The organism is Dorea sp. AF36-15AT, from assembly GCF_003477705.1.
GTDB lineage: Bacteria > Bacillota > Clostridia > Lachnospirales > Lachnospiraceae > Claveliimonas > Claveliimonas ammoniilytica.
Genome location: NZ_QUDV01000004.1, coordinates 225,758 through 251,711 on the forward strand (window position 1 = coordinate 225,758; position 25,954 = coordinate 251,711).

Sequence of the window (25,954 nt, forward strand, 5' to 3'; positions counted from 1 at the left end):
TATGGCATTACAATTTGTATTTGGGGGTTCCGGTTCCGGAAAGTCCCACTATTTATATCAGAGAATTATACAGGAGGCAGGGGAACACCCTGCCCTTAATTACATGGTCCTGGTGCCGGAGCAGTTTACGATGCAGACGCAGAAGGACCTTGTTTTGATGAACGAGAAAAAGGGCATTATGAATATCGATGTGTTGAGTTTCGGACGACTGGCATATCGGATTTTTGAAGAGACAGGGAAAGGAAATACACCTGTGCTGGACGATGAGGGCAAGAACCTGATCTTGCGCAAGATTGCCGGAGACATCGAACCGGAGCTGCGTGTGCTGAAAGGCAACATGAAGCGTCTCGGCTATATCAGTGAGGTGAAGTCGGTTCTGTCGGAGTTCGACCAGTATGATATCGGGGAAGAAGAACTGGACTGCGTGATGAAGCGGGCAGGAGAAGAATCTTATCTGTATTATAAGTTACAGGATATGAGACTTATATATAAGAAGTTTCGGGAATATCTCCAGGACAGATATATTACCAAAGAGGAAATTCTGGATGTGCTGTGCAGAACAGTGCCAGAATCGGAACTGCTGAAGAGGAGTGTGGTCGTGCTGGATGGATTTACCGGATTTACTCCGGTGCAGAACAGACTGCTTGCGGAGCTTATGAAGCTTGCCAGAGATGTGATCGTGACAGTAACCATCGATGACAGAGAAGATCCTTACCGTTATACGGATGCCTGCCAGATGTTTGGGATGAGTAAGCATACGGTGACAACACTGACGAGGATTGCCAGAGCGTGCGGTGTGGAACAGAGGGAACCGGTATGGCTCAAAAAGAGACCGTTTTACCGTTTCCGGAAAAGCGAGGCACTTGCCTTTTTGGAGGAGCATCTTTTCCGTTATTCGGGCAGATATTATATCGGGAAGCCGGACACGATCGCGATTCATGAGACCAGAACACCAAAAGAAGAAGCCTATGCGGCAGCTGCGCAGATCCGCAGGCTTGTGCGGGAAGAGGGCATGCGCTACCGGGAGATTGGCGTAGTGGCAACGGATCTTAATGGCTATGGCGATTATCTGGAAGAAGCATTTGCCAAATACAGGATTCCGGTATTTATGGATTATAAGCGGAGTATTCTGCTGAATTCTTTTGTGGAGTATGTGCGAAGCATTTTGAATATGGCGGAGCAGAGCTTTACTTATGAGAGCGTGTTTCGTTTCTTAAGAGCAGGTTATGGACCGTTTACAGATGACGAGGTGGATGAGCTGGAGAATTACTGTCTGGCACTTGGTATCCGTGGGTATAAAAACTGGCAGCAGCGATGGGTGCGCAGAGGTGCAGATGTGACAGAGGACGAACTGGAGCATCTGAATCACCTTCGGGTGAAACTGGTGGAGCTGGTGGACGGTCTGCTTTTTGTACTGCGGCAGCGGAAGAAAACGGTGCGTGATATTACCGAGGCACTTTATCGTTTTCTGGAAGAGCAGGAACTGCAGCAGGAATTAAAACGGCAGGAGGATGCATTCACGGAAGAGGGAGAACTTGCGCTTGCCAGAGAATATGCACAGGTATATAGTGCTTTGATTGGTCTCTTCGACAAATTTGTAGAGCTTTTGGGAGACGAACCGGTAACATTAAAGGAATACGTGGAACTTCTGGATGCCGGACTGAATGAGATTAAGATTGGTGTAATTCCGCCGGGATTGGATCAGGTGATCGCCGGGGATGTACAGCGAACCAGATTAAAAGATATCCGTGTACTGCTGATGCTTGGAGTCAATGATTCGCTGCTTCCGGGCAATCTGATGCGGACAGGACTGTTAAGTGAACAGGACAGAGCGCAGTTTGAGCAGGAAAATCTCTCACTCACACCGGGTGGAAGAGAACAGGCATATATTCAGAAATTTTATCTGTATCTGAATCTGACCAAACCGGAAGAGGAACTGCATTTGTTTTACAGCAGATCGGGAGCAGATGGCAAAGCAAAGCGTCCGGCGTATCTGATCGGTGAGATCCGCAGATTATTCCCGGATGCGCCGGTGATCGATGAGGCGTCAAGGCCGTTAACTGAGCAGGAGCTGACGCCGGAGATCGGACTGCAGGAACTGATCCGGGGACTCCGCATGCAGAGTGATGCAGGCGGCAGCAGCTGGATGGAGCTTTATAACTGGTATAAGAAGCATCCCGAATGGGCAGAGAAGATCGGAAATCTTCTGGATGCGTCATTTTATTCTTATCATCCGAAACAGATCAGTGAGGAAGCTGCAAAGCTCCTTTACGGTACGCATTTCCAGAACAGCATTTCCCGAATGGAGAAATTCTCTGCCTGTGCATTTGCACATTTTCTGGCGTACGGATTACGTTTGAAGGAACGGAACGAATACGAGTTCCAGCCACTGGATCTGGGAAATGTCTTTCACAGTGCGATGGAGCGCTATTCCGGCAAAGCGGAAAAAGAAGGCGGATGGACAAAGATAGAAGAAGAGAAGCGACAGCAGCTGGTGCGGGAGAGTCTGGATGAATCCATTGCGGATTACGGTAATTCTGTACTGTACAGTTCTGCCAGAAATGAATACATGATCACAAGACTTGACCGTCTGCTGAACCGCACGGTCTGGGCACTTACCGAACAGTTAGCCAGGGGTGATTTTGAGCCGTCGGCATATGAGCTGTCCTTTGGCAGTGGCAAGATCGACCGGATTGATGTGTGCGAGACACGGGATGAAGTCTATGTGAAGGTTATCGATTATAAGACCGGACAGAAGGGATTCGATGTGTCAGCACTTTATTATGGATTGCAGTTACAGCTGATGGTATATATGAATGCGGCAACCGACCGTATGAAGAAACGATATCCGGGTAAACAGGTGATCCCGTCGGGCGTATTTTATTACCGGATGAAGGATCCGCTGTTGGAGAAAAATGGTAAAGCAGATCTTGAAAAAAGGCTTCTGAAGGAATTGCGCCCGGACGGCGTGGTGAATCTGGAGCAGAATAGTCTGGAACATCTGGAAAGGGATCGTACAGGAGATTCATTGGCTGTGCCGGTGAAGTTTAATAATGACGGAAGCCTTGCTAAAGTATCCAGAGCGGTCAGACAGGAAGACTTTCACACCATGATGGAGTATGCGGATCAGAAAGCAGCAGAGATCAGACAGCAGATTGTCCGGGGGGAGGTGGCAGTGCAGCCATATCGTCAGGGTCAAAATCATGGGTGCGAGCATTGTATTTATCAGCAGATCTGTGGATTTGATCCGCAGCTTGACGGCTATGAATATCTGGACAGAAAGAAGCTGACGCGCGAGGAAGCGTTTGCAAAGATGCAGAGTGCAGTATCAGGAGAAACCGGAAAGACACCTGATGCTTTTATTAGAAAGGAGGATACGTCATGGGAGTTCAGTGGACCGAAGAACAGCGGCAGGTCATAGAGCTTGGCGGGCGTAATATTCTGGTGTCGGCGGCAGCTGGCTCCGGAAAAACAGCGGTGCTGGTGGAACGAATCATTACCATGCTCACCAGAAAAGAGAATCCTGTGGATGTAGACCGGCTGCTGATCGTGACATTTACCGAGGCAGCAGCGGCAGAGATGAAAGAGCGTATCCGACAGGCAATTGAAGATCAGGCAGAGAAGCGGCCGGAGGATGCGAATCTGAACCGGCAGGCGACATTGATCCACAGTGCGCAGATTACGACCATTCACAGTTTCTGTTTATCCGTAATCCGGGAACATTTTCATACCATTGATCTGGATCCGGCATTTCGGATTGGCGAAGAGGGAGAATTAAAGCTTCTGCGTGGCGATGTGATGCAGGAAATGTTAGAACAGTATTATGAAGAAGCGGATCCGGAGTTCCTAAATCTGGTAGAAAGCTACGGAGGAAGCCGTGATGATAAGAAGATCGAGGAACTGATCGAGCGTCTGTATGAATTTTCGCGCAGCTATCCGGAACCGGACAGATGGCTGGCAGAATGTGTACATGCATACGAAGTGGAGAATATGGAAGAACTGCAGGCGACGGTGTATTATCAGGCAATGCAGAAAAATATGGTGGGCTATATGGCAGGAGCAAAAGAGCTCTTGCAGCAGGGACTTGCTGTATGTATGGCACCGGATGGACCGCAGATGTATATGGATGCGCTGGAAGATGACCTGCGTCAGATTGAACGATTGGAACAGGCAGAAGGATACGAAGAGACTTACGAAGCCATTCAGCGGATTAATTGGAAACGTCTTGCTTCGAACCGCAAGAATCAGGCTTCGGAAGAGAAAGCGAATTTCGTGAAACGAGTGCGGGATAACGTCAAGGACATGATAAAAGACCTGAAGTCGTTGTATTATGAATTACCGGGAGAGGATGTGCTGACAGAAATCGGACGGTGCAGACCTTATATGCAGATGCTGGCGCGCCTGACAACTGACTTTTCGAAGCGCTTTGAAGAGATAAAACGTTCCCGTAATATGATTGACTTCGATGATATGGAGCAGTATGCCATGCGGATTCTTACCCGCGAAGAGGATGGCAGACTTGTGCCATCCAAGGTGGCGGAGGAGTATCAGAAGCAATTCTATGAGATCATGATCGATGAATATCAGGACAGTAACCTGATACAGGAAACAATTTTGACCAGTGTGTCCGGTAAATGGACGGGCAGAAATAATATCTTTATGGTAGGTGATGTGAAACAGAGCATCTACCGATTCCGTCTGTCCAGACCGGAATTATTTATGGAGAAATACGATTCTTATACATTGACGGATGGACCGGAGCAGAGAATTGATCTGCATAAGAATTTTCGAAGCAGGAAAGAAGTGCTGGCCGGAGCCAATGACATTTTTCGGCAGATCATGATCAGGGATCTGGGCGGTGTAGAATACGATGACCGGGCAGCGTTATATCCGGGGGCAAGTTATCCTGAAATATCAGATCCCCAAGCAGACAATATCCCGGAGTTGATTCTTGTGGATCTCGAGGATGATGTGGAATCCGGTGCAGATGTAGAGAAGCTGTCGAATCGTGAAAAGGAAGCATCGGTGATCGCGGGACGGATTCATGAACTGATCCGTCATCAGATAGTGAAGGATAAGAAGACAGAGCAGATGCGACCGGCAGAGTTTCGGGACATCGTGATCCTGACACGTAGCATGAAGGGATATGCGGATGTCTATATGGAAGTTCTGAAAAAAGAGGGAATCCCGGTGTACGCCGGTTCCAGTGAAGGTTATTTCGAGACCAGAGAGATCGGAGTATTGTTAGATTACCTCAGAATCCTGAATAATAAACGGCAGGATGTACCGTTAGCATCCGTTTTGCGGTCGATATTCGGTCATATGACGGATGAAGAACTTGCCCGGATTAAGGGAAACTACAGGGACAAGCCGTTCCATCAGGCGGTAAGCTGTTATGCAAAAGAAGGATCAGATAAAGTTATAAAAAGTAAACTGGTGACATGTCTGGATCAGATGGAACATTTTCGCAGAATGATCCCTTACACGGCACTTCACAGGCTGCTGGATAAGATCATGCAGGAGACCGGTTACCGTGATTATATCTCTGCGCTTCCGGCAGGGGAGCAGAGAGCAGCCAATCTGGATATGTTACTGGAGAAAGCGAGAACCTTTGAGAGTAGCAGCTACAAGGGCGTATTTCATTTTATACGGTACGTGGAACAGCTTCAGAAATACGAGATTGATTACGGGGAAGCCAACACGGCAGATGAACAGTCCAATACCGTGCGGCTCATGAGCATTCACAAAAGTAAGGGGTTGGAATTCCCGATTGTTATTGTGGCAGGCATGGGCAAACAGTTCAACAGGCAGGACAGTAAGGGCGATGTGTTGATGCATGCCTCTCTTGGGATCGGACTGGAAAGCGTGGATCTTGAGACGCGTACCAAATGTCCAACGCTGATCAGAAATGTGATTGCCAGGGAAGAGGTGCTGGAGAGCATGGGCGAAGAGCTTCGCGTGCTCTATGTGGCACTGACCCGGGCGAAAGAGAAGCTGATCGTGACCGGCACGCTGTCAGACCCGGAGACAAAGGTTCGTGAGGCAATGAATCAGGCCTTATATCATAAGGAAAATATGGCGGCTCATCCGACTCCGATGAGCTTTGGACAGCTTGCAGGGGCGAAACGTTATCTGGACTGGATACTTCCGGCGGTGGCAGGAAGAGGAGAGAAAAGTCCATTCCGCATCCAGATCGTGGATATGTCCCAGGTGCGGGGATCGCAGATAGAACAGACTGCGGAGCAGATGGTGACACGTCAGGCATTAGAAAACTGGAATGTGGAAGAAGTCTACGATGAGAAGATGCAGGAGCGTCTGAAACAGCAGTTTTATTATCAGTATCCTTACCGAGATCTGGAAGGAAAAAAGCTGAAATACACCGTATCGGAGTTAAAGAAGCGAGCATATCTGGCAGAGGAAGCGGGAGAGCTTCCATATGAAGACGAACCTGTGGTGCCATTGATCCCAAGATTTCTGCAGGGCGAGGAAGAGATTACCGGAGCACCGCGAGGTACCGCATATCACAGAGTGATGGAGCTTCTGGATTTCACAAAGGAATATGATCTTGAAGGTACAGAGGCAGCGATTGAGAAGATGTGCGAATCCGGACGGATTGCAGGAGAGATGGCAGAGAGCGTGAGGCCGAAAGATATCCTTACCTTTATCCATACAACATCCGGACAGCGCATGAAGCAGGCAGCAGAAGAGAACAAGCTGAGGAAGGAGCAGCCGTTTGTACTGGGAATTCCGGCGCGGGACATTTATCCGGAGATGACAGAAGAGGATGAGACCATGCTGGTACAGGGAATCATCGATGTCTGCTTTGAGGAAGACGGGGAACTCGTGGTGCTCGATTATAAGACCGATAAGATCTGGTCGGAACAGAAACTTCTGGATAAATACCAGTCCCAGCTTGAGTATTATGCAAGGGCGCTGGAGCAGATTACCGGAAAGAAAGTACGGGAAAAAATCATATATTCATTTACCATGCAAAAAGAATTTGCGTGGAAGTAAAGTATGGGCAGTTCGGTGAAAACCGGACTGCCTTTTTCTGGTTCGTTCCGCTAATTGTATAATGTATTCGGAGTGTTCCCTCCTTCTCACTTCCTAACCTTTGTATATCAGATGGGAGATGACTCCCATCTCTATAGGTGGTGAGAAACAAGCTGGTATCAGTGGTGGGAGTCAATCCCCCAGCTGATATAGCCTCCGGCAGGATGGCAGAGGTGCGCAGTAGAAGTATGTCATGCAATTGCATGACGCGCACCTCGCAGCAAGAATGCCGAGGCATTCTTGAAAATATTATATTGACTCACAATATTATATATCGTATAGTATTATAAACAACACAAATAGACAAGATGAGAAGAATAAATATGACGGATAATAAAAAGAAGTGAGGAAGTGACGATATGGTTTTTAACACAGGTGCAGCTCTGCTAGATGCGATTGTACTTGCGGTTGTATCGAGAGAAAACGAAGGAACATATGGCTACAAGATCACGCAGGATGTCCGTAAAGTACTGGATGTGTCAGAGTCAACACTGTATCCGGTGCTGAGAAGGCTGCAGAAGAATGCGTATCTGGAAGTATATGATAGGCAGTTCGATGGCAGAAACAGACGGTATTATAAGGTGACAGATCAGGGAATTGTCCAACTTGAGAAATACCGGGTGGAATGGAAGGAATATGCGAAGAAGATCAGTGATATATTTGAGGGAGGAGTAAAGCTATGACAAGGAATGAGTATCTGACCAGGCTGGCAGAGCTCTTGCAGGATATTCCGGCAGAAGAGCGAGTGGCGGCTATGGAGTATTATAATGATTATTTTGATGATGCTGGCGGCGAGAATGAGCAGCAGGTAATCAGAGAACTTGGAAGTCCTGAGCAGGTGGCAGCAGAAGTTAAGGCAGGACTTGGTAAAACAGAAAGTAAAAATGAGGAAGCGTCACACACAGAGACATATCGTGATCCAGTGAATAATGACAGACAGACTTCCTATAGTTATGGAAATAATCCACAGTATCGGAATGGTAATCCGATGCCAGAGACAAAAGAGTCATGGATCAGTAACGGTTGGAAAATTGCTTTGGTGGTATTGCTTGTGATTATTCTGATACCGGTTGGAGGGCCATTGGTCGTGTTTGTAATCGGAACACTGTTTGGTCTGATTGTGGCAGCGTTTTTTATCTTTATCGCATTAGTGATTGTGGCAATCTGTCTTGTGATTGTAGGAGTGATACTTGCAGGAAATGGAATTCTGGCAATTGGAACCAGTTTTGCGGCGGCGTGTGTGATCATTGGTATTGGACTAATATTAGCAGCAATCGGATGCGCAGCTACTGTGGGGACCATCTGGCTGTGTACGATCGTGCTTCCGGTGATGTACCATTTTATTGTAAATCTCTGTAGAAAACCATTTCAGAAGAAGGGAGGAGCAGCATAATGAAAAAAGGATGGAAGACGTTTTGGATCAGTTGTATCATAATCTTTTGCCTGGGATGCGGACTCTGCCTTGTGGGAGCAGCGCTTGGAGCTACTGCTTCCGGAGTTTTGGGCCAGTTTGATGTGGTGGACAGTGTAAAAGTGTTAAATAAACGGATTGTATGGAGTCATATCAGGCATAAAGACTCGCAGTCGTCAGAACCGGAAGAGTACAGTGACAGCTATACAAATATCCGTAAGCTGGATGTCGATATGACCGGAGTAGAATTGAAGATTTTACCATCTTCCGATGAACAGGTACATGTAAAGTGCAGCAATACACAGCCTCAGATAGAATTTGACTGTGAGCAGCAGGGAGATACGCTGGAGATATCAACAACGGATGATATTAAGGTATTCAATCGTATGAAGGATACAGTTACAGTCTGGATTCAGATACCGGCAGAGATGTTGCAAGAGGCAGATCTTACCAATGATGCTGGTATGATCTATATCAGGAAAATTTCGGCAGACGATCTGTCAATTGATGTGGGAGCAGGAGAAGCAGAAATTGAAGAATTTCGGGCAAATGTGCTGGAACTTGATTGTGGAGCGGGTAGCATTACAGCATCCGGAACTGTTCTTGCAGAAGCAGATGTAGAATGCGGTGTGGGCGAAGTGAATCTGACACTGCAGGGCAAGGCAGAAGAATACAGCTATGATCTGGATTGTTCGGTTGGAAGTATCATTCTGGATGGTGATGAGATCGGTGGTATAGGAACCAGACAGTCACACCATGTGGATGGCGGCAAATATCTGAATGTGGACTGTGGTGTGGGAGAGGTGAATCTGAGCTTTACAGAGTAATCCGGCAGCGATCATCATTCTATAAGAATCGGATGTGTATGAATAGACGATAATGAATCTGTCAATACTTCCTGTAGAATCAGGAAAGGGGCAGATAATATGTCTGGAAAAAAAGATAAACCGATTGATCTCAGTAAGGTGACACCGGATGAGAAAATGAAATACGAAATTGCGGAAGAACTGGGACTTCTGGATCAGGTGCTTCAGAAAGGATGGAAGTCGCTGTCATCAAAAGAAACGGGACGAATCGGTGGATTGATCACAAAAAAGCGCAGGGAAGCGTCAAATAATCACAGAAATGTTAATTAGTATGAACTTTTCATGTCATTGCTTGCAAAGGAATAATCCTTTTGATACAATCTCCTGACAGGTGATGCTATGAGAGAGAAGATTAATGTATTAGATGTGAATATAGAGTACTGCTCGGCAAAGCAGGCATTAAAAGCAGCTGTGGAATATATGGATACACCCGCTACCAGCGTGATCGATCTGGTTACGATCGAAGCACTTATGTATGCCAGAGATGATCAGGGTTACCGGGAAGCAATCGAACAGAGTGATCTGGTGCTTCCGGGGCAGAAGGATATCCTGGAAGCGGCAGGGATTACGGATTCCAGAAGTATCCGTGAGACCGCGTCGCAGACGTTCTTAAGACTCTGGTTAAAGTATCTGCATCGGAATCACTGCAGAGTTTATTTATTAGTAGAGACAGATGAAGAGGTGGATGCGCTTACGGGATGTCTTACAGAGGAATACCGTGGCATTGCGATCGTTGGTGCAGCCAAAGTGGCACCGGGCACGGAAGCGGACGATATGCTGGTGAATGCGATCAACGGTGGCGAAGCAGATTGCGTGATCGCGATACTCACGCCGCCGGTACAGGAGCAATTTATTGCCAGGAACAGAAGTCAGATCAATACGAGAGTCTGGCTTGGCGCAGGTAAACTGATGGAATTTGCATATCGCCAGAAGAGCGGCAAGGGCAAAGTGATGACATTTCTGGATCGTATGCTTTTTAGACGTGAGATAGAAAAAACAAAAAAAGAATCTTAAGATGTAAGATATGTGGACTTGGACTTAAAAGGGATTTGTACACAATGTATAGGAGATAAAAGTCTGAAGATTATCTTAAAAGCTGAGGAAATCAACAAAAATACTTGATTTCCTCTTTCTTTTTTTGTTGATATGTATTAAGATAAAAAATAGTAATATGCAGAACCAGGCAAATGTATACGTCAGATATTGTGAAAAATGCATATTGAAATCAATGGAGGAGATGGACTATGATATCTAATCAGATACTTCAAAACACAATTGATGGTTTGAAGGAGATCACCAGAATTGACCTGTGCGTCATGGATACCGATGGAAAAACTCTTGCAACAACATTTTCCGGGCAGGTAAGTTATGAAGAGGCGGTAATGGCATTTGCGTCATCACCGGCTGACAGTCAAGTGATTCAGGGGTGTCAGTTTTTTAAGATTTTTGATGAACACCAACTAGAGTATATATTATTAGCAAATGGCGGAAGCGACGATGTGTATATGGTAGGCAAGCTTGCAGCATTCCAGATACAGAGTCTGCTGATTGCATACAAGGAGCGTTTTGATAAGGACAATTTTGTTAAGAATCTGTTGCTTGACAATCTGCTCCTGGTAGATATTTATAACAGAGCCAAAAAATTACATATTGACACAGAGGCTAGGCGTGTTATCTTTATTGTGGAGACGAACCATGAGAAAGACAATAGTCGTCTGGACAACATTCGCGGAATCTTAAGTGCGCGTACCAAGGATTTTATCACAGCGGTCGATGAGAAAGATATTATCATCATGAAGCAGCTTGGACTGACAGAAGGATATCCGGAGCTTGAGAAGGCAGCCGCAGAATTTTACGATGCGCTGAAGAGCGAAGGCGAGGAGAATGTAAGGATTGCTTACGGTACGATCGTTAATGATATCCGTGAAGTATCCAAATCATATAAAGAAGCGAAGCTTGCACTGGATGTCGGCAAAATATTCTTTGACGAGAAGAAGGTTATCGCGTATAGTACATTAGGTATCGGGCGATTGATCTATCAGTTGCCGATTCCGCTTTGTAAAATGTTTATCCGTGAAATTTTTGAGGGGAAATCTCCGGATGAATTTGACGAAGAGACACTGGCTACGATCAATAAGTTCTTTGAGAACAGCCTGAATGTGTCTGAGACTTCAAGACAGCTTTATATCCACCGTAATACATTGGTATATCGTCTGGACAAGCTGCAGAAGAGTACGGGACTTGATCTCAGAGTATTTGAAGATGCGATCACATTTAAGATTGCATTAATGGTAGTCAAGTACATGAAATATATGGAGTCGATGGAGTATTAAATAATTTAGGAGGAAAGTATGATTGAATTAAATGAGGTAACGAAAGAGTACTCAAAAGGGGTTGCTGCTCTGAACGGTGTCAATCTGAAGATCGAACAGGGCGAATTCGTATTTATCGTAGGTGACAGTGGTTCCGGTAAGTCTACACTGATCAAGCTGATCATGAAGGAACTGGAGCCTACATCCGGCACTATCATGGTGAACGGACAGAACCTTGAAAGATTAAAGCACAGAAAGATTCCGATGTACCGCAGAGGTCTGGGCGTTGTGTACCAGGATTTCCGTCTGCTGAAGGATCGTAATATTTATGAAAATATTGCATTTGCGCAGCGTGTCGTAGAGACACCAACACGTATCATCAAGAAGAAAGTTCCGGCGGCATTGTCTCTGGTAGGACTGGCGCAGAAGTATAAGTCATATCCGAAGGAGCTGTCCGGTGGTGAGCAGCAGCGAGTTGCTATTGCAAGAGCGATTGTGAATGAGCCGGCAATTCTTCTGGCAGATGAGCCGACAGGTAACCTGGATCCGACCAACTCATGGGAGATCATGAAGCTTCTTGAGGAGGCCAATGAGCGAGGAACAACAGTGCTTGTTGTTACGCATAACCAGGAGATTGTCAACGAGATGAAAAAGCGTGTTATTACAATGAAAAAAGGGGTCATTGTAAGCGACGAGCAAAGAGGTGGGTATAATAATGAGAATTAGTACGATCGGATATCAGACAAAACAGGGTTTTAAGAATATCGGAAGAAACAAAATGTTCTCCGTTGCGTCTATTGCGACCATGGCGGCATGTATCTTCCTGTTTGGTATATTCTTTTCAATTGTAACCAATTTCAGATACATGGTTCAGAAAGCCGAGGAAGGCGTTGCGATTACGGTATTCTTTGATGAAGAAGCAACTGATGCGCAGATCAAGAAGATCGGCGATGAGCTGAAAAGCCAGAACGGCGTATTGAAGGTGAATTTTGTATCGGCAGACGAAGCATGGGATTCCTTTAAGGACGAGTATTTCGGAGACGCCAAAGAACTGGCAGACGGATTTAAGGATGATAATCCGCTGAGCGGATCTGACAACTACGAAGTATACATGAGTGATGTGTCCAAGCAGAAAGATGTTGTATCTTATGCAGAGAAGCTGGACGGAGTGAGTAAGGTCAATAAGTCTGACGTAGTAGCGAAGACACTGACCAGCGTGAACCGACTGATCTATTATGTATCTATTGTATTAATCGGCATTCTGCTTGCAGTATCCATCTTCCTGATCAGTAATACTGTTACTATGGGTATTACCGTGCGAAGAGAAGAGATTGCGATCATGAAATATATTGGAGCAAAGGACGGATTCGTCCGGGCACCGTTTATCATCGAAGGTCTTGTGATCGGACTGATCGGTGCGGTGATTCCGCTGGTGATCCTGTACTTTGTATATGATAAGGCAGTTGCTTATGTGATGACCAAGTTCAGCCTGCTGAACAATATCATCGAGTTCCTTCCGGTAACGACAGTATACCGTACGTTACTTCCGGTCGGTCTGATCCTCGGTGTAGGTATTGGTTTCATTGGCAGTGCATTTACTATTCGTAAACATCTGAGGGTATAATTAATAAAAGTAACTTTTTAGAATTAGATGAGGGTTTGAGAAACAGATAATTAGGCAGGGGAAATTTAAGGAGAATTGTTATGCAGAAAAAAAGAGTATTAAGTGTAATCTTAGCACTGACGCTTTCAATTGGGTGCGCGATTCCTGCACAGGCATCCTCAATTTCAGAGACACAGAAAAAGGGTGAAGAACTCCAGTCTCAGAAAGATTCAGCAGAAGCAGAGAAAGCCGCTCTGACCAAGCAGTTGAATGATCTGATCGATGAGATGGATAAGACGACTGAAGATATTAACACCAAGCAGGAAGAGATTGATGCGAAAGAGACCGAACTGATCCAGGCTCAGATTGATGAGAATAATCAGTACGAGAGTATGAAGAAGCGTATCAAGTATATGTATGAGAACGGTAACACACAGTTTATTGAGGTTCTGTTAGAATCTAAGTCAATCGGTGAATTCCTGAATAATGCAGAATACATTGCGCAGATTTCTGATTATGACAGACAGATGCTGAAAGAGTTCCAGCAGACAGTTCAGGATGTTGATGATCAAAAGACAGCACTGGAAACTGAGAAAGTGGAATTGGAGACATTACAGACACAGCTTCAGGATAAACAGAATGAAGTTTCAACATTGATTTCAGAGAAAGCGGATCTGATCGGTGATCTGGAAACAGCTATTGGAGAGAATGCAGCCAAATTGCAGGCATTACAGGAAGAAGCTGCAAGACAGGCGCGTGTACAGCAGGAAGCTGCTGCAGCAGCAAATAGAGGAAACAGCAGTTCCGGATCATCTGGCGGCGGAAGCTCTTCTGGTGGAAGTAGCTCCGGCGGTGGAAGTTCATCGCCTGTAGCACCAATTACACCAAGTGGAAGCGGAAGACTTAGTAATCCGTGTCCGTCAGCCTATATCAGTAGTGAGTTTGGTGGACGTACATCACCGGGTGGTATCGGAAGTACAAACCATAAAGGACGTGACTATGCAACAGGTACAGGAAGCCCGATTTATGCGGCAGCAAGCGGTACAGTTACAACTGTAAGTTATAATGTGGCAAGAGGTAATTATGTGGTGATTAACCATGGTAACGGTCTTTCTACACTGTATCAGCATTGCAGTGCAACTTATGTAAGTGCAGGACAGTCTGTAAGTGCAGGACAGAATATTGCAGCGGTAGGTACAACAGGATATTCTACTGGTCCGCATCTTCATTTTGAAGTATGGGTAAACGGCACTCCGGTTGACCCAAGACTGTATCTGTAGATCTGGTTTAGACAAGGGATTAAGGCATGAAAAATAAAAAAAGTTTTTTCAAAGGGGCGCTTACAGGCGCCCTTGCTGTATTATTAATTATGAGCATGGTTTCCTGCGGGATCAAACTACCGGGAACATCTAAGACATCAAAGAAAAGTTCATCCACATCGAACAGCGAGGAACTTCTGGATGACAGCACAAAGACGAAGCTGGAATTACTGGAACAGCTGGTAGACGAGAGTTATTCCGGTGATATTGATATGGATGATCTGCAGGAAGGACTGTACAGAGGCTATATTGACGGGCTGGGAGACAAATATTCTGTATACTACGACGAGGATGAGACCAAAGCACTGATGCAGAGTACATCTGGTGAATTTGGTGGAATTGGAGCATTATTTTCACAGGACAAAGATACAAAAGTTATTACTTTTTTGAAAGTTTATGAGGGGTCAGGTGCAGAAGAGGCCGGATTTAAGGTAGATGATATCCTGTACAAAGTAGACGGCAAGGATATTTCCGGAGAGGATCTGTCTGAGGTTGTCAGTAAGATCCGCGGTGATGAAGGCACAACGGTAGAACTTACTGTACTTCGTGGTGATGATGGCGAGGAGTATACTGCCACAGTGACCCGTAAGATCGTGCAGACTGACACCGTATATCATGAGATGAAAGAGGGTAAGATCGGTTATATTCAAGTAACAGAGTTTGACGATGTTACCACAGACCAGTATAAAGAAGCCTTGGAGGATCTGGAAAATCAGGGTATGAAGGGGCTGGTTGTTGACCTGAGAAATAACCCGGGCGGTAATGTGGATACGGTTACGGATATGCTGGATCTGATGCTGCCAGAGGGAACGACTCTTTCAATTAAGGATAAGCAGGGCAAAGAATCAGTGTACGAATCAGATGATGAACATCAGTTTACTAAGCCGTTAGTAGTGCTGGTGAATGAGAACAGCGCCAGTGCATCTGAAATATTCTCCGGTGCGATCCAGACATTTGGAACCGGTGAGGTCGTAGGTACAACTACTTATGGTAAAGGTGTGGTACAGCAGATCTTTGATCTGAAAGATGGCACCAGCGTGAAGCTTACGATTGCGGAGTATCTGATCGCAGGACAGTTCGGTATCAACGGAAAAGGTGTGACTCCTGATGTGGAAGTACAGTATGAGAAGGATGCGCAGAATCCGGATCGTGATAATCAGCTTGAAAAGGCACTGGAAGAAGTTAAGAATAAGTTGTAAGGAAGGGAACGGTTTTCACCGTTCCTTTTTTTTGCGGATTGTGTTAAAGTATAGATAAATGACTGAAGACAGTGAGAAAGGAATACATGGCATGAAGGTATTAATACAAAATGGACATGTGCTGGATCCTGTGACGAGCAGGAACGGTGTATACGATGTGCTGGTAGAAGACGATAAGATCGTAAAGGTTGAAAAAGGGATAACGGCAGAGGCGGACAAGGTGATCGACGCAGAAGGATGCTACGTGATGCCTGGCTTTGTTGATCTGCATGTGCATTTCCGGGATCCGGGACTGGAATACAAAGAGACATTAAAGACTGGCGGAGAGGCAGCGGTACACGGTGGTGTAACAACTGTATGTGCAATGCCGAACACCAAGCCGGTGATTGATAATGGTGTGAAGATCTCTGAGGTGCAGAACCGCGCAAAGAAGGAATCTAAGACCAATGTATTACAGCTTGGATCCGTAACGATCGGACAGATGGGTGAAGATCTGGCAGATATCAAAGGCATGGCAAGAGAAGGCTGTGTTGGAATCAGCGAGGATGGCAAGTCTGTAATGAATGCGTCCCTGTATCGCAAGGGAATGCGGGCAGCAAAAGAAGCAGGAATGATCGTATTTGCTCACTGTGAAGATATTACGATGGTAGAAGGCGGTGTGATGAACGCCGATACCAGGGCTGAAGAACTGGGACTTAAAGGCATCACCAATGCAGTTGAAGATGTGATCGTGGCAAGAGATATTCTGCTTGCGAAAGAGACAGGAGTACAGCTTCATTTGTGCCACTGTTCGACAGCAGACAGTGTGAAGATGCTGAGAGAAGCTAAGAAGGATGGAATCCACGTGACCGGCGAAGTATGCCCACATCATTTTATCCTCACATCAGATGATATTATCAGTGATGATGGCAATTTTAAAATGAATCCGCCGCTTCGTACACAGGCCGATGTGGATGCACTGATTGAAGGTTTGAAGGATGGCACGATGGATGTGATCGCTACTGACCATGCGCCACATGCAGCAGCAGAAAAGAATCGCAGTATGAAGCTGGCATCTTTCGGTATTGTAGGGTTGGAGACATCTGCGGCACTGACCTATACGGAGCTTGTGGATAAAGGCATTCTGACACCGATGCAGATGGTGGAAAAGATGAGCACCAATCCGGCGAAGATTCTGGGACTTACAGACAAAGGTTCCGTATCCGAGGGTAAGACTGCTGATTTGGTTATTTTCGATCCACGTAAAGAATATGAGATCGATAAGAATACATTTTTCTCAAAAGGGAAAAATACACCGTTCCATGGATGGAAGGTGAAAGGAGAAGTGGCCTGCACGATGGTAGGCGGCAAAGTCGTATATGAAGGAGGACAAATCATTGATTAACAAACTGGTTGAGAATATTAAGAAGACAGGAGCACCGATTGTAGTAGGATTAGATCCGATGCTGAACTATGTGCCGGAGCATGTGCAGAAAAAGGCATTTGCAGAATATGGAGAGACACTGGAAGGAGCTGCTGAGGCAATCTGGCAGTTCAATAAGGAGATCGTAGATAAGACATATGATCTGATTCCGGCAGTTAAGCCACAGATCGCAATGTATGAGCAGTTTGGAGTGCCGGGACTTGTGGCATTTAAGAAGACGGTTGATTACTGTAAGTCAAAAGGACTGGTTGTGATCGGTGATGTGAAGCGCGGTGATATCGGTTCAACATCAGCAGCATACGCAGTAGGACATCTGGGACATGTGCAGGTAGGAAAGAATCGTTACGCCGGATTTGACGAAGACTTTGCAACGGTTAACCCATATCTGGGATCTGACGGTATCAATCCGTTTATCGATGTATGTAAAGAAGAGAAGAAGGGATTGTTTATCCTGGTTAAGACATCCAACCCTTCCAGCGGTGAGTTCCAGGATCGTCTGATCGATGGCAGACCGCTGTACGAACTGGTAGGCGAGAAGGTAGCCGCCTGGGGCGAAGAGTGCATGGGTGATGAGTACAGCTACATCGGAGCCGTAGTAGGAGCAACTTATCCGGAAATGGGTAAAGTTCTGAGAAAGATTATGCCGAAGGCTTATATTCTGGTACCGGGTTATGGTGCACAGGGTGGTAAAGGCAAGGATCTGGTTCACTTTTTCAATGAAGATGGATTGGGCGCAATTGTGAATTCCTCCAGAGGAATCATTGCCGCATATAAGCAGGAACAGTACGCAAAATTCGGTGCAGAGAACTTTGGTGATGCATCCAGAGCTGCAGTAGAGGCGATGATTGCTGATATTGGCGGAGCACTGAATAACCGCTAGAGCTTATTGGCGTGAAAAAGTTTCAGAATAGAATCTGATAGGAGAATTATAATGAGCAGAAAGAAAGAGATGGCGACAGTATTGTCTCAGGAAATGCTGGCAGAAGGCATTTTCAGCCTGTGGCTGGAGACTTCCGCAGCGGCAGAAGCTAAGCCTGGACAGTTTCTGTCTATATATACAAATGACGGTACAAAGCTTCTTCCTAGACCGATCAGTATCTGTGAGATCGACAAGGAAAAGGGAGCACTCCGTATGGTGTACCGTGTGACCGGTGAGAAGACCGGTACAAAGCAGTTCTCAGAGCTGAAAGCGGGAGACCAGATCCCGGTGATCGGACCAATGGGTAATGGATTCCCATTAGAAGAAGCAAAGGGTAAAAAAACATTCCTTATGGGCGGAGGTATTGGTGTGCCACCGATCCTGGAGCTTGCCAGAGAGGTCGACTGCGCAGAGAAGCAGATCGTAGTCGGTTACCGTGATGCACATACTTTCTTAAAAGAAGAATTTGAACAGAATGGAAAGCTATATATCGCAACAGAAGATGGCAGCGTGGGCACAAAGGGCAATGTCATGGATGCGATCCGCGAGCAGGCGCTGGATGCAGAGGTAATCTTTGCGTGCGGACCAATGCCGATGCTCCGTGCGATTAAAGCTTATGCGGAAGAGAATGGCATTCTCTGCTACATTTCCCTGGAAGAGCGTATGGCGTGTGGTATCGGAGCCTGTCTTGGCTGTGTATGCAAGACGAAGGAAGTAGATGCCCACAGCAATGTGCATAACAAGCGTGTCTGCAAGGACGGACCGGTATTCTTATCTACGGAGGTGGAGATCTGATGAATATGGCAGTGAATATAGCCGGAGTAGAATGGAAGAATCCGGTAACAACCGCATCCGGAACCTTTGGATCCGGAGAAGAATTTTCAGAATTTGTAGATCTGAACCGCCTGGGCGCAGTAACGACCAAGGGGGTAGCGAATGTGCCATGGCCGGGTAATCCGACACCGCGTGTGGCAGAAGTGTACGGCGGCATGATGAATGCCATCGGTCTGCAGAATCCGGGCATCGATCTGTTCTGTAAGCGTGACATTCCGTTCCTGCGTAAATATGATACAAAAATTATTGTGAATGTATGTGGTAAATCCGAGCAGGATTACTGTGAAGTCGTAGAGCGTCTGGGAGATGAAGACGTGGATATGCTGGAGATTAATATCTCCTGTCCGAATGTCAAAGAGGGCGGTATCGCATTTGGTCAGAATCCAAAGGCGGCGGAAAGTATTACCAAAGCAGTGAAAAAATATGCGAAACAGCCGGTTATCATGAAGCTGAGTCCGAATGTGACCGATATTACAGAGATGGCAAGAGCTGTTGAGGCAGGTGGAGCTGATGTAGTATCTCTGATCAATACACTTACAGGAATGAAGATTGATATCAACCGTAAGACATTTGCCATTGCTAATAAGACCGGCGGTATGTCAGGCCCGGCAGTGCATCCGATCGCTGTGCGCATGGTATATCAGGTGGCACAGGCAGTGAAGCTTCCAATTATTGGTATGGGAGGCATTGCTTCAGCAGAAGATGCCATTGAGATGATTCTTGCAGGAGCAAGTGCAGTATCGGTAGGTACTGCTAATTTCCACAATCCGGCAGTGACGATGGAGATCGTAGATGGCATTGAGAAATACATGCAGGCACAGGGATTTGATAGTGTGGCGGACATGGTCGGTATTGTGAAATAATATCGCAGATACACAGCAAAGACTTATTATAGAGACAGGAGGAAAAGACATGGAGATCAGAGAAGGATATATGCCATTTTTAGAGTATAAGACATATTATCGTGTTGTTGGTAAGAATACGGGTAATAAGAAGCCGTTAGTGCTGCTGCACGGTGGACCTGGATCTACTCATAACTATTTTGAAGTACTGGACCGTATTGCGGAAGAGGACGGAAGACAGCTGGTAATGTATGATCAGATTGGCTGTGGCAATTCTTATGTGGAGAATCGACCGGATCTGTGGAATTCCAAAGTGTGGATCGAAGAGCTGATCGAGCTTCGTAAGCATCTTGGCCTGGATGAGATCCATCTGCTTGGACAGTCATGGGGAGGTATGCAGACGCTGGAGTATGTGTGCAATTACAAGCCAGAAGGACTGAAGAGTATCATTCTGTCCAGCACTTTGCCGGCATCATGGCTGTGGGCGGAAGAGGCACAGCGTATGATCGCGCAGATGCCACAGGATATGCAGGATGCTATTAAGAAAGCAACCGAGTCCGGCGATTACAGCAGTCCGGAATATCAGGCAGCAGAGGCTGAGTACATGCGTCAGCATTGTGCAGGAGAAGTGACAGAGAATGATCCGGAATGCCTGAGACGTCCGAAAAAGGCCGGAAGAGAATCTTACGTAGTAGGATGGGGACCGAACGAATTTACCCCATTAGGAACACTGAAGGATTACGATGTGATCGATCAGCTTGGCGACATCAAAGAGCCTGCACTGATTATCAACGGAGGTAATGATCTCTGTACACCATATGTTGCTAAATTCATGTACGACCGTATCCCGAATTCTGAGTGGGAACTGTTCCGTACCTGCAGACATATGTGCTTCGTAGAGGACAATGACCACTACGTAGAAGTGTTAAAGAAGTGGATGAATAAGAACGATTAATCATCCGGAAGATTATAATAAAAAGTATAATTCAGAAAAGAGGCAATTATCATGACGATACCAGAGAAGTTACAGGCACTCCGTGCCGTGATGAAAGCAAATGGAATTGATATCTATGTTGTTCCGACAGATGACTTTCATCAGAGTGAATATGTAGGTGAGCATTTTAAAGCGAGAGCATATATTACAGGATTTACAGGATCAGCCGGAACAGCAGTGATCACACTGGACGAAGCAGGACTGTGGACAGATGGAAGATATTTCCTGCAGGCTGGCAAGCAGTTAGAAGGCACTACGATTACTCTGCGTAAAATGGGTGAGCCGGGCGTGCCGACAATTCCGGAATATCTTGCAGAAGCATTACCGACAGGCGGTACACTGGGAGTAGATGGAAGAGTTATTTCCGTGAATACAGGAGATGAGTATGAGAAGATCGCTGCAGATAAGGGTGGCAAGATTCAGTATCATCAGGATCTCATCGATCAGATCTGGACAGACAGACCGGAGCTTTCCAGAGAGCCGGTATTTGCACTTGGCGTTGAATATGCAGGTGAGACCACAGAGAGCAAACTTACAAGAATCCGTGAAGAGATGAAGAAGAATCATGCAGACAAACATGTGCTTACTACACTGGATGACATCTGCTGGACATTGAATATTCGTGGAAATGATGTGGAATTCTTCCCGTTGGTACTGTCTTATGCAGTGATCACCATGGACAGCATGGAGCTGTATATCGATGAGAGTAAGCTGGATGATGAACTGAAAGCATCGCTTAGTAAAGACGGCGTTCATTTACATCCGTATAATGATATATATGAGGATATTAAGAAGCTCGATGCAGATACCACACTGCTTCTTGATAAGGTAAGATTGAACTATGCATTGTATAAAAATATTCCAGAGCAGGTAACGATCGTTGATGTACAGAATCCAGAGATTCTGTTTAAAGCTCTGAAAAATGAAACAGAGATTGAGAATATCCGCAAAGCGCAGATCAAGGACAGTATTGCGCATGTTCGCTTTATGAAATGGGTCAAAGAGAATGTTGACAAGCAGGAGATCACAGAGATCAGTGCATCCGATAAGCTGGATGAGTTTCGTGCGGAAATGGGTAATTTTCTTCGCCCAAGCTTTGATCCGATCAGCGCTTACGGTGAACACGGCGCGATCGTACATTATTCTTCTACACCGGAGACCAATGTTCAGGTAAAAGAGGGAAGTCTGTTGCTTATGGATACAGGAGCAGGATTCTATGAAGGCTCAACCGATGTGACCAGAACCTATGCACTGGGTGAGATTCCGCAGTACATGAAAGATGATTTCACACTGGTGGCAATCAGTAACCTGTGTCTGGCTGATGCCAGGTTCAAAGAAGGTATCAGCGGTGCCAACCTGGATTATCTGGCGAGAAGACCATTCTGGGAGAGAAATATGGACTTTAATCATGGAACAGGACATGGCGTAGGCTATCTGCTTAATGTACACGAAGGTCCTGCCGGATTTCACTGGAGAACTCGCGGCAATAGTATTTGCCCATTCCAGAAAGGTATGGTAATCACAGACGAGCCTGGTATCTATATCGAAGGTTCACATGGTATTCGTCTGGAGAATGAAGTACTGGTATGTGAAGGTGAGAAGAATGAGTATGGTCAGTTCCTGCACTTCGAGATCATTACACTGATTCCATTTGACCTGGATGCGATCAATCCGGATATTATGACGGAGTCGGAGAAGAAGCTGCTGAATCAGTATCATGCGAAAGTATACGAGACACTGGCACCACATCTTACAGAAGAAGAGGCTGAGTGGCTGAAGAAATACACAAGAGAGATTTAAATGAATCCAAAACAAATCCGCTGTGCCGATATCTTAATTATCAGTACAGCGGATTTAAACCACTTCGTCCATTGGACTAACCTCCTGTTTAATTATTTATCTATCTTAAACTATCTGCAATAGTGTAATGTGGTAATTTCTTATTTTCTTTTTTATTCTAATGTGTTAGCACATTCTACTTTACCGTTTACCTGTTATTCATATAATTTAGATAGATTCTTTGAAGTGTCTACTTAGTACATTGGACCATACCTCGTTTCATAAATTTTACGTTCTAAATTGGATTTACGTTTTTGGTGGTCTGTCCTCCTTTTCGTTAGATTTTTATTTTCTTTAGGTATTTCCTTTTGTTGAGTCTATAATATCTCATTACTTGCAAAATGTCAATAGAAAAATCAAATATATTTTAAGAAAAAGTAAAATAAAGAAATAAAATAGAATAAATGAATGAATATTCTGAAAATTAAGAGCCGGAAATTAATATTATTATCAGTTACTATAATGGACAAAAGGGTTGTTGTAGCAGTGACGAATGTACTTCATTGAAGCATATATAAATGTGTGTTATGATTATTATGTTTAATATGGTATGAAAATCCAGCAGATATACTGGGCGGTGCTGTAGTCGGAGTGTTGTGTGGATATCTGGGGGGCAAAGATTGCAGGGATGTATGAGGACAGTAAAAGTTCCCGGCTGTGATACTATAAGCGTGCGAGGTGAAGGATATGAGAGAGGCACGACATATGGACAAAAAAATAAAAAAGGCAATTGCAGAAGTGGTTCAGATTTTATTTGGAACAGGTTTGTTTGGTCTGGCTGTAAATCAGTTGATTCTTCCGTTCGGTCTGTACAACACTGGATTTTTGGGGATTGCTCAGGTTATTGTGAGCGTACTTACGGATGTAACGAGGATATATAGAGGTTCCTTTGATCTGGTCAGTCCGATTTTTTTAATGATCAATATTCCGGCATTTCTGCTTGGGTTATTTCTAATGGGCAAAAAATTCATGGTGAAGACGATCTTTGCGACCATCATGTATTCTGTTTGGATGATGATTCTTCCGGCACCGGAACATGCAATTGTATCAGATTCGTTGACAGCATGTTTGCTGGGTGGTATTCTGACCGGAATCGGAGTGGGCATTGTGTTGACAACCGGAGCTGCCGGAGGAGGACAGGATATCGTGGGAATGTGTATTACAGAGCGCAATCCCAAGGCGTCTGTTGGCATCATGTACATTATTATTAACCTGTTTGTGTACGGATGCTGTTATTTCATTTATGATATGGAACGTGTTATTTATTCGCTGATCTATACGACATTGATGGCATTGGTACTTGATCGTTATCATAAAAGAAATATTCTTGTTGGCGTTATGGTATTTACCAAAAAAGAAAATGTATCTATCGGTATCATGGAAAATGTGCACAGGGGAGTTACTCGTTGGGATGGCATGGGATGCTATACAGATGAGGAGACAAAAGTGTACTATTCAGTCGCGAATAAGTATGAACTTCCTGCCTTGAAACAGGAGATTCACAAGATTGACCCAGACGCGTTTATTGTCTGTACGGAAAATGTGCAGGTGGATGGTAAATTTGCAAAACGTCTGAGTGATTAGCGGATGTATATGAAAACAGGATAAAGGGTTGGAAAATTAGGAGATAGAAATGATTTTAAATGTAAAGAATCTTACGCACGGTTTTGGTGACCGTGCGATATTTTCAGATGTATCTTTCAGACTTCTGAAAGGAGAACATATCGGACTTATTGGTGCAAATGGTGAGGGAAAGTCTACCTTTATGAATATCATAACGGGAAAGCTTATGCCGGATGAAGGTACGATCGAATGGGCAAAACATATTCGTGTGGGTTATCTGGATCAGCATGCAGTGCTGGAAAAGGGTATGACGATCAGGGATGTATTAAATTCTGCATTTGCATATCTGTTTGATATGGAAACAGCTATGAATGAGATGTATGAAAAAATGGCAACAGCAGATGAGGAAGAGATGCAGTATCTGATGGAAGAAACCAGTACTTATCAGGAACTTCTGGAGCATCATGATTTTTATATGATCGATGCAAAGGTCAGTGAAGTGGGACGTGCACTCGGTCTGGAAGATATCGGGCTGGACAGAGATGTAACAGAACTGTCCGGAGGTCAGCGTACAAAGGTATTGATGGCAAAACTTCTGTTAGAAAAACCGGATATCCTGCTTCTTGATGAGCCTACTAACTATCTTGATGAGAGTCATATTGAATGGTTGAAGCGTTATCTGAACGAATATGAAAATGCATTTATCCTGATTTCTCATGATATTCCATTTTTGAACAGCGTAATCAATATCATTTATCATATGGAGAATCAGTCACTGGATCGTTATCCGGGAGATTATGACCATTTTCAGGAAGTATATGCTGCAAAAAAGGCGCAGCTTGAAGCTGCCTATAGAAAACAGCAACAGGAGATCAGTGAACTGAATGATTTTATTGCCAGAAATAAGGCGCGTGTTGCAACAAGAAATATGGCAATGGCGAGAAAGAAAAAGCTGGATAAAATGGAAGTGATCGAGCTTGTAAAAGAAAAACCAAAGCCGGAATTTAATTTCAAGCGCGGTCGTACTTCAGGTAAATTGATTTTTGAGACAAAAGATCTTGTGATTGGTTACGATGAGCCATTGTCCAGACCGTTGAATATTAGTATGGAACGCGGAGAGAAGATTGCACTGGTCGGCGCAAATGGAATTGGTAAGACAACACTATTGAAGAGCATCCTGGGATTAGTAAAACCATATTCCGGTGAAGTAGAGCTGGGGGATTACCAGATGATCGGTTATTTTGAACAGGAATCTGATCCGAATAATGCAACGACATGTATTGAAGAAATCTGGAAAGAGTTCCCATCATGGAATCAGTATGAGGTGCGCTCTGCACTTGCCAAATGCGGTCTGACTACAAAACACATTGAAAGCCAGGTGCGTGTTCTCAGCGGCGGCGAGCAGGCAAAAGTACGTCTTTGCAAGATATTAAATGTAGAGACAAATATTCTTTTGCTGGATGAGCCTACCAATCATCTGGATGTGGATGCAAAAGAAGAACTGAAAAGGGCGCTTCGGGAATATAAGGGAACGATTCTTCTGATCTGTCATGAACCGGAGTTTTATCAGGATATCGTGACAGATGTGTGGAATTGTCAGGAGTGGTCAACAAAAATCTAACTATATAGATAAGAAATAAGATAGTAAGTGGAACTGAATTGTCTAAGTTGTCTAAATTAAATAAATATTAAAAACAATATTGACAATTCGGCTTCCGCTGTGCTATATTATACAAGCTGTCGCGTGAGACAGGGCTGAGAAGCACCGCTGTCCATG

20 protein-coding genes are annotated in these 25,954 nt (G+C 45.0%); all 20 read left to right on the top strand.

Translation table 11 applies throughout. The features are described 5' to 3' along the window. The first annotated feature begins 1 nt into the window (after position 1). The 20 genes from DWZ93_RS08420 to DWZ93_RS08515 all read left to right on the top strand — a co-directional run bounded on the left by DWZ93_RS08420 (position 2) and on the right by DWZ93_RS08515 (position 25,798). Positions 2-3,421: a PD-(D/E)XK nuclease family protein gene (locus DWZ93_RS08420; RefSeq protein ID WP_118452599.1), complete on the top strand. Its 3,420-nt coding sequence runs from the start codon at positions 2-4 to the stop codon at positions 3,419-3,421. Beyond that, positions 3,382-7,014: a helicase-exonuclease AddAB subunit AddA gene (gene addA, locus DWZ93_RS08425; RefSeq protein WP_118452575.1), complete on the top strand. Its 3,633-nt coding sequence runs from the start codon at positions 3,382-3,384 to the stop codon at positions 7,012-7,014. The genes DWZ93_RS08420 and addA overlap by 40 nt, the downstream gene beginning before the upstream one ends. A 398-nt stretch (positions 7,015-7,412) precedes the next feature. Next, positions 7,413-7,736, top strand: a complete 324-nt coding sequence (locus DWZ93_RS08430; protein WP_118452576.1) for a PadR family transcriptional regulator — start codon at positions 7,413-7,415, stop codon at positions 7,734-7,736. Continuing rightward, entirely contained in the window at positions 7,733-8,446 is a 714-nt protein-coding gene (locus DWZ93_RS08435) for a DUF1700 domain-containing protein (protein WP_118452577.1), read from the top strand. The genes DWZ93_RS08430 and DWZ93_RS08435 overlap by 4 nt, the downstream gene beginning before the upstream one ends. Further along, complete coding sequence (locus DWZ93_RS08440) at positions 8,446-9,291, top strand: DUF4097 family beta strand repeat-containing protein (RefSeq protein WP_118452578.1); 846 nt, start codon at positions 8,446-8,448, stop codon at positions 9,289-9,291. The genes DWZ93_RS08435 and DWZ93_RS08440 overlap by 1 nt, the downstream gene beginning before the upstream one ends. A gap of 99 nt (positions 9,292-9,390) precedes the next feature. Beyond that, the gene (locus tag DWZ93_RS08445) at positions 9,391-9,600 is read left to right on the top strand and encodes a small, acid-soluble spore protein, alpha/beta type (protein WP_118383948.1); all 210 of its coding nucleotides are present in this window, start codon (positions 9,391-9,393) and stop codon (positions 9,598-9,600) included. A 69-nt stretch (positions 9,601-9,669) separates the two neighbouring features. Beyond that, positions 9,670-10,344 carry a WecB/TagA/CpsF family glycosyltransferase gene (locus tag DWZ93_RS08450; RefSeq protein WP_118452579.1) on the top strand — a complete coding sequence of 225 codons (675 nt, stop codon included), beginning with the start codon at positions 9,670-9,672 and terminating at the stop codon, positions 10,342-10,344. A gap of 230 nt (positions 10,345-10,574) precedes the next feature. Next, a complete protein-coding gene (locus DWZ93_RS08455; protein ID WP_118383945.1) occupies positions 10,575-11,663 on the top strand; it encodes a PucR family transcriptional regulator in 1,089 nt (362 codons plus the stop codon). Between the two features lie 18 nt (positions 11,664-11,681). Next, complete coding sequence (ftsE, locus tag DWZ93_RS08460) at positions 11,682-12,368, top strand: cell division ATP-binding protein FtsE (RefSeq protein ID WP_118383944.1); 687 nt, start codon at positions 11,682-11,684, stop codon at positions 12,366-12,368. Then, positions 12,358-13,266 carry a permease-like cell division protein FtsX gene (ftsX, locus tag DWZ93_RS08465; protein WP_118383943.1) on the top strand — a complete coding sequence of 303 codons (909 nt, stop codon included), beginning with the start codon at positions 12,358-12,360 and terminating at the stop codon, positions 13,264-13,266. The genes ftsE and ftsX overlap by 11 nt, the downstream gene beginning before the upstream one ends. An 80-nt stretch (positions 13,267-13,346) precedes the next feature. Next, complete coding sequence (locus DWZ93_RS08470) at positions 13,347-14,525, top strand: murein hydrolase activator EnvC family protein (RefSeq protein WP_118452580.1); 1,179 nt, start codon at positions 13,347-13,349, stop codon at positions 14,523-14,525. A 26-nt stretch (positions 14,526-14,551) separates the two neighbouring features. Beyond that, positions 14,552-15,763 (top strand): S41 family peptidase, encoded by a 1,212-nt coding sequence (locus tag DWZ93_RS08475; protein ID WP_118383941.1) that lies wholly within the window; start codon positions 14,552-14,554, stop codon positions 15,761-15,763. Positions 15,764-15,854: 91 nt separating this feature from the next. Then, positions 15,855-17,147 (top strand): dihydroorotase, encoded by a 1,293-nt coding sequence (locus DWZ93_RS08480; protein ID WP_118452581.1) that lies wholly within the window; start codon positions 15,855-15,857, stop codon positions 17,145-17,147. Then, a complete protein-coding gene (gene pyrF, locus DWZ93_RS08485) occupies positions 17,140-18,066 on the top strand; it encodes an orotidine-5'-phosphate decarboxylase (protein ID WP_118383939.1) in 927 nt (308 codons plus the stop codon). The genes DWZ93_RS08480 and pyrF overlap by 8 nt, the downstream gene beginning before the upstream one ends. Positions 18,067-18,117: 51 nt before the next feature. Beyond that, positions 18,118-18,900, top strand: coding sequence for a dihydroorotate dehydrogenase electron transfer subunit (locus DWZ93_RS08490; RefSeq protein WP_118452582.1), 783 nt, complete (start codon positions 18,118-18,120; stop codon positions 18,898-18,900). Then, on the top strand, positions 18,900-19,802 hold the full coding sequence (locus tag DWZ93_RS08495) for a dihydroorotate dehydrogenase (RefSeq protein WP_118383937.1): 903 nt from the start codon (positions 18,900-18,902) through the stop codon (positions 19,800-19,802). Before DWZ93_RS08490 ends, DWZ93_RS08495 begins: the two co-directional genes overlap by 1 nt. 49 nt (positions 19,803-19,851) lie before the next feature. Continuing rightward, a complete protein-coding gene (gene pepI, locus DWZ93_RS08500) occupies positions 19,852-20,736 on the top strand; it encodes a proline iminopeptidase (RefSeq protein WP_118383936.1) in 885 nt (294 codons plus the stop codon). A gap of 51 nt (positions 20,737-20,787) precedes the next feature. Continuing rightward, a complete protein-coding gene (locus DWZ93_RS08505; protein WP_118452583.1) occupies positions 20,788-22,575 on the top strand; it encodes an aminopeptidase P family protein in 1,788 nt (595 codons plus the stop codon). Between the two features lie 744 nt (positions 22,576-23,319). Further along, on the top strand, positions 23,320-24,198 hold the full coding sequence (locus DWZ93_RS08510) for a YitT family protein (RefSeq protein WP_158574299.1): 879 nt from the start codon (positions 23,320-23,322) through the stop codon (positions 24,196-24,198). 49 nt (positions 24,199-24,247) lie between these two features. After that, positions 24,248-25,798, top strand: a complete 1,551-nt coding sequence (locus tag DWZ93_RS08515) for an ABC-F family ATP-binding cassette domain-containing protein (RefSeq protein WP_118452585.1) — start codon at positions 24,248-24,250, stop codon at positions 25,796-25,798. The last annotated feature ends 156 nt before the right edge of the window (positions 25,799-25,954 follow it).

Excerpts from the sequence above, each read along its gene's own strand:
- DWZ93_RS08420 (WP_118452599.1), top strand. The coding sequence starts at position 2 with ATGGCATTACAATTTGTATTTGGGGGTTCCGGTTCCGGAAAGTCCCAC.
- addA (WP_118452575.1), top strand. The coding sequence starts at position 3,382 with ATGGGAGTTCAGTGGACCGAAGAACAGCGGCAGGTCATAGAGCTTGGC.
- DWZ93_RS08430 (WP_118452576.1), top strand. The coding sequence starts at position 7,413 with ATGGTTTTTAACACAGGTGCAGCTCTGCTAGATGCGATTGTACTTGCG.
- DWZ93_RS08435 (WP_118452577.1), top strand. The coding sequence starts at position 7,733 with ATGACAAGGAATGAGTATCTGACCAGGCTGGCAGAGCTCTTGCAGGAT.
- DWZ93_RS08440 (WP_118452578.1), top strand. The coding sequence starts at position 8,446 with ATGAAAAAAGGATGGAAGACGTTTTGGATCAGTTGTATCATAATCTTT.
- DWZ93_RS08445 (WP_118383948.1), top strand. The coding sequence starts at position 9,391 with ATGTCTGGAAAAAAAGATAAACCGATTGATCTCAGTAAGGTGACACCG.
- DWZ93_RS08450 (WP_118452579.1), top strand. The coding sequence starts at position 9,670 with ATGAGAGAGAAGATTAATGTATTAGATGTGAATATAGAGTACTGCTCG.
- DWZ93_RS08455 (WP_118383945.1), top strand. The coding sequence starts at position 10,575 with ATGATATCTAATCAGATACTTCAAAACACAATTGATGGTTTGAAGGAG.
- ftsE (WP_118383944.1), top strand. The coding sequence starts at position 11,682 with ATGATTGAATTAAATGAGGTAACGAAAGAGTACTCAAAAGGGGTTGCT.
- ftsX (WP_118383943.1), top strand. The coding sequence starts at position 12,358 with ATGAGAATTAGTACGATCGGATATCAGACAAAACAGGGTTTTAAGAAT.
- DWZ93_RS08470 (WP_118452580.1), top strand. The coding sequence starts at position 13,347 with ATGCAGAAAAAAAGAGTATTAAGTGTAATCTTAGCACTGACGCTTTCA.
- DWZ93_RS08475 (WP_118383941.1), top strand. The coding sequence starts at position 14,552 with ATGAAAAATAAAAAAAGTTTTTTCAAAGGGGCGCTTACAGGCGCCCTT.
- DWZ93_RS08480 (WP_118452581.1), top strand. The coding sequence starts at position 15,855 with ATGAAGGTATTAATACAAAATGGACATGTGCTGGATCCTGTGACGAGC.
- DWZ93_RS08490 (WP_118452582.1), top strand. The coding sequence starts at position 18,118 with ATGAGCAGAAAGAAAGAGATGGCGACAGTATTGTCTCAGGAAATGCTG.
- DWZ93_RS08495 (WP_118383937.1), top strand. The coding sequence starts at position 18,900 with ATGAATATGGCAGTGAATATAGCCGGAGTAGAATGGAAGAATCCGGTA.
- pepI (WP_118383936.1), top strand. The coding sequence starts at position 19,852 with ATGGAGATCAGAGAAGGATATATGCCATTTTTAGAGTATAAGACATAT.
- DWZ93_RS08505 (WP_118452583.1), top strand. The coding sequence starts at position 20,788 with ATGACGATACCAGAGAAGTTACAGGCACTCCGTGCCGTGATGAAAGCA.
- DWZ93_RS08510 (WP_158574299.1), top strand. The coding sequence starts at position 23,320 with ATGGACAAAAAAATAAAAAAGGCAATTGCAGAAGTGGTTCAGATTTTA.
- DWZ93_RS08515 (WP_118452585.1), top strand. The coding sequence starts at position 24,248 with ATGATTTTAAATGTAAAGAATCTTACGCACGGTTTTGGTGACCGTGCG.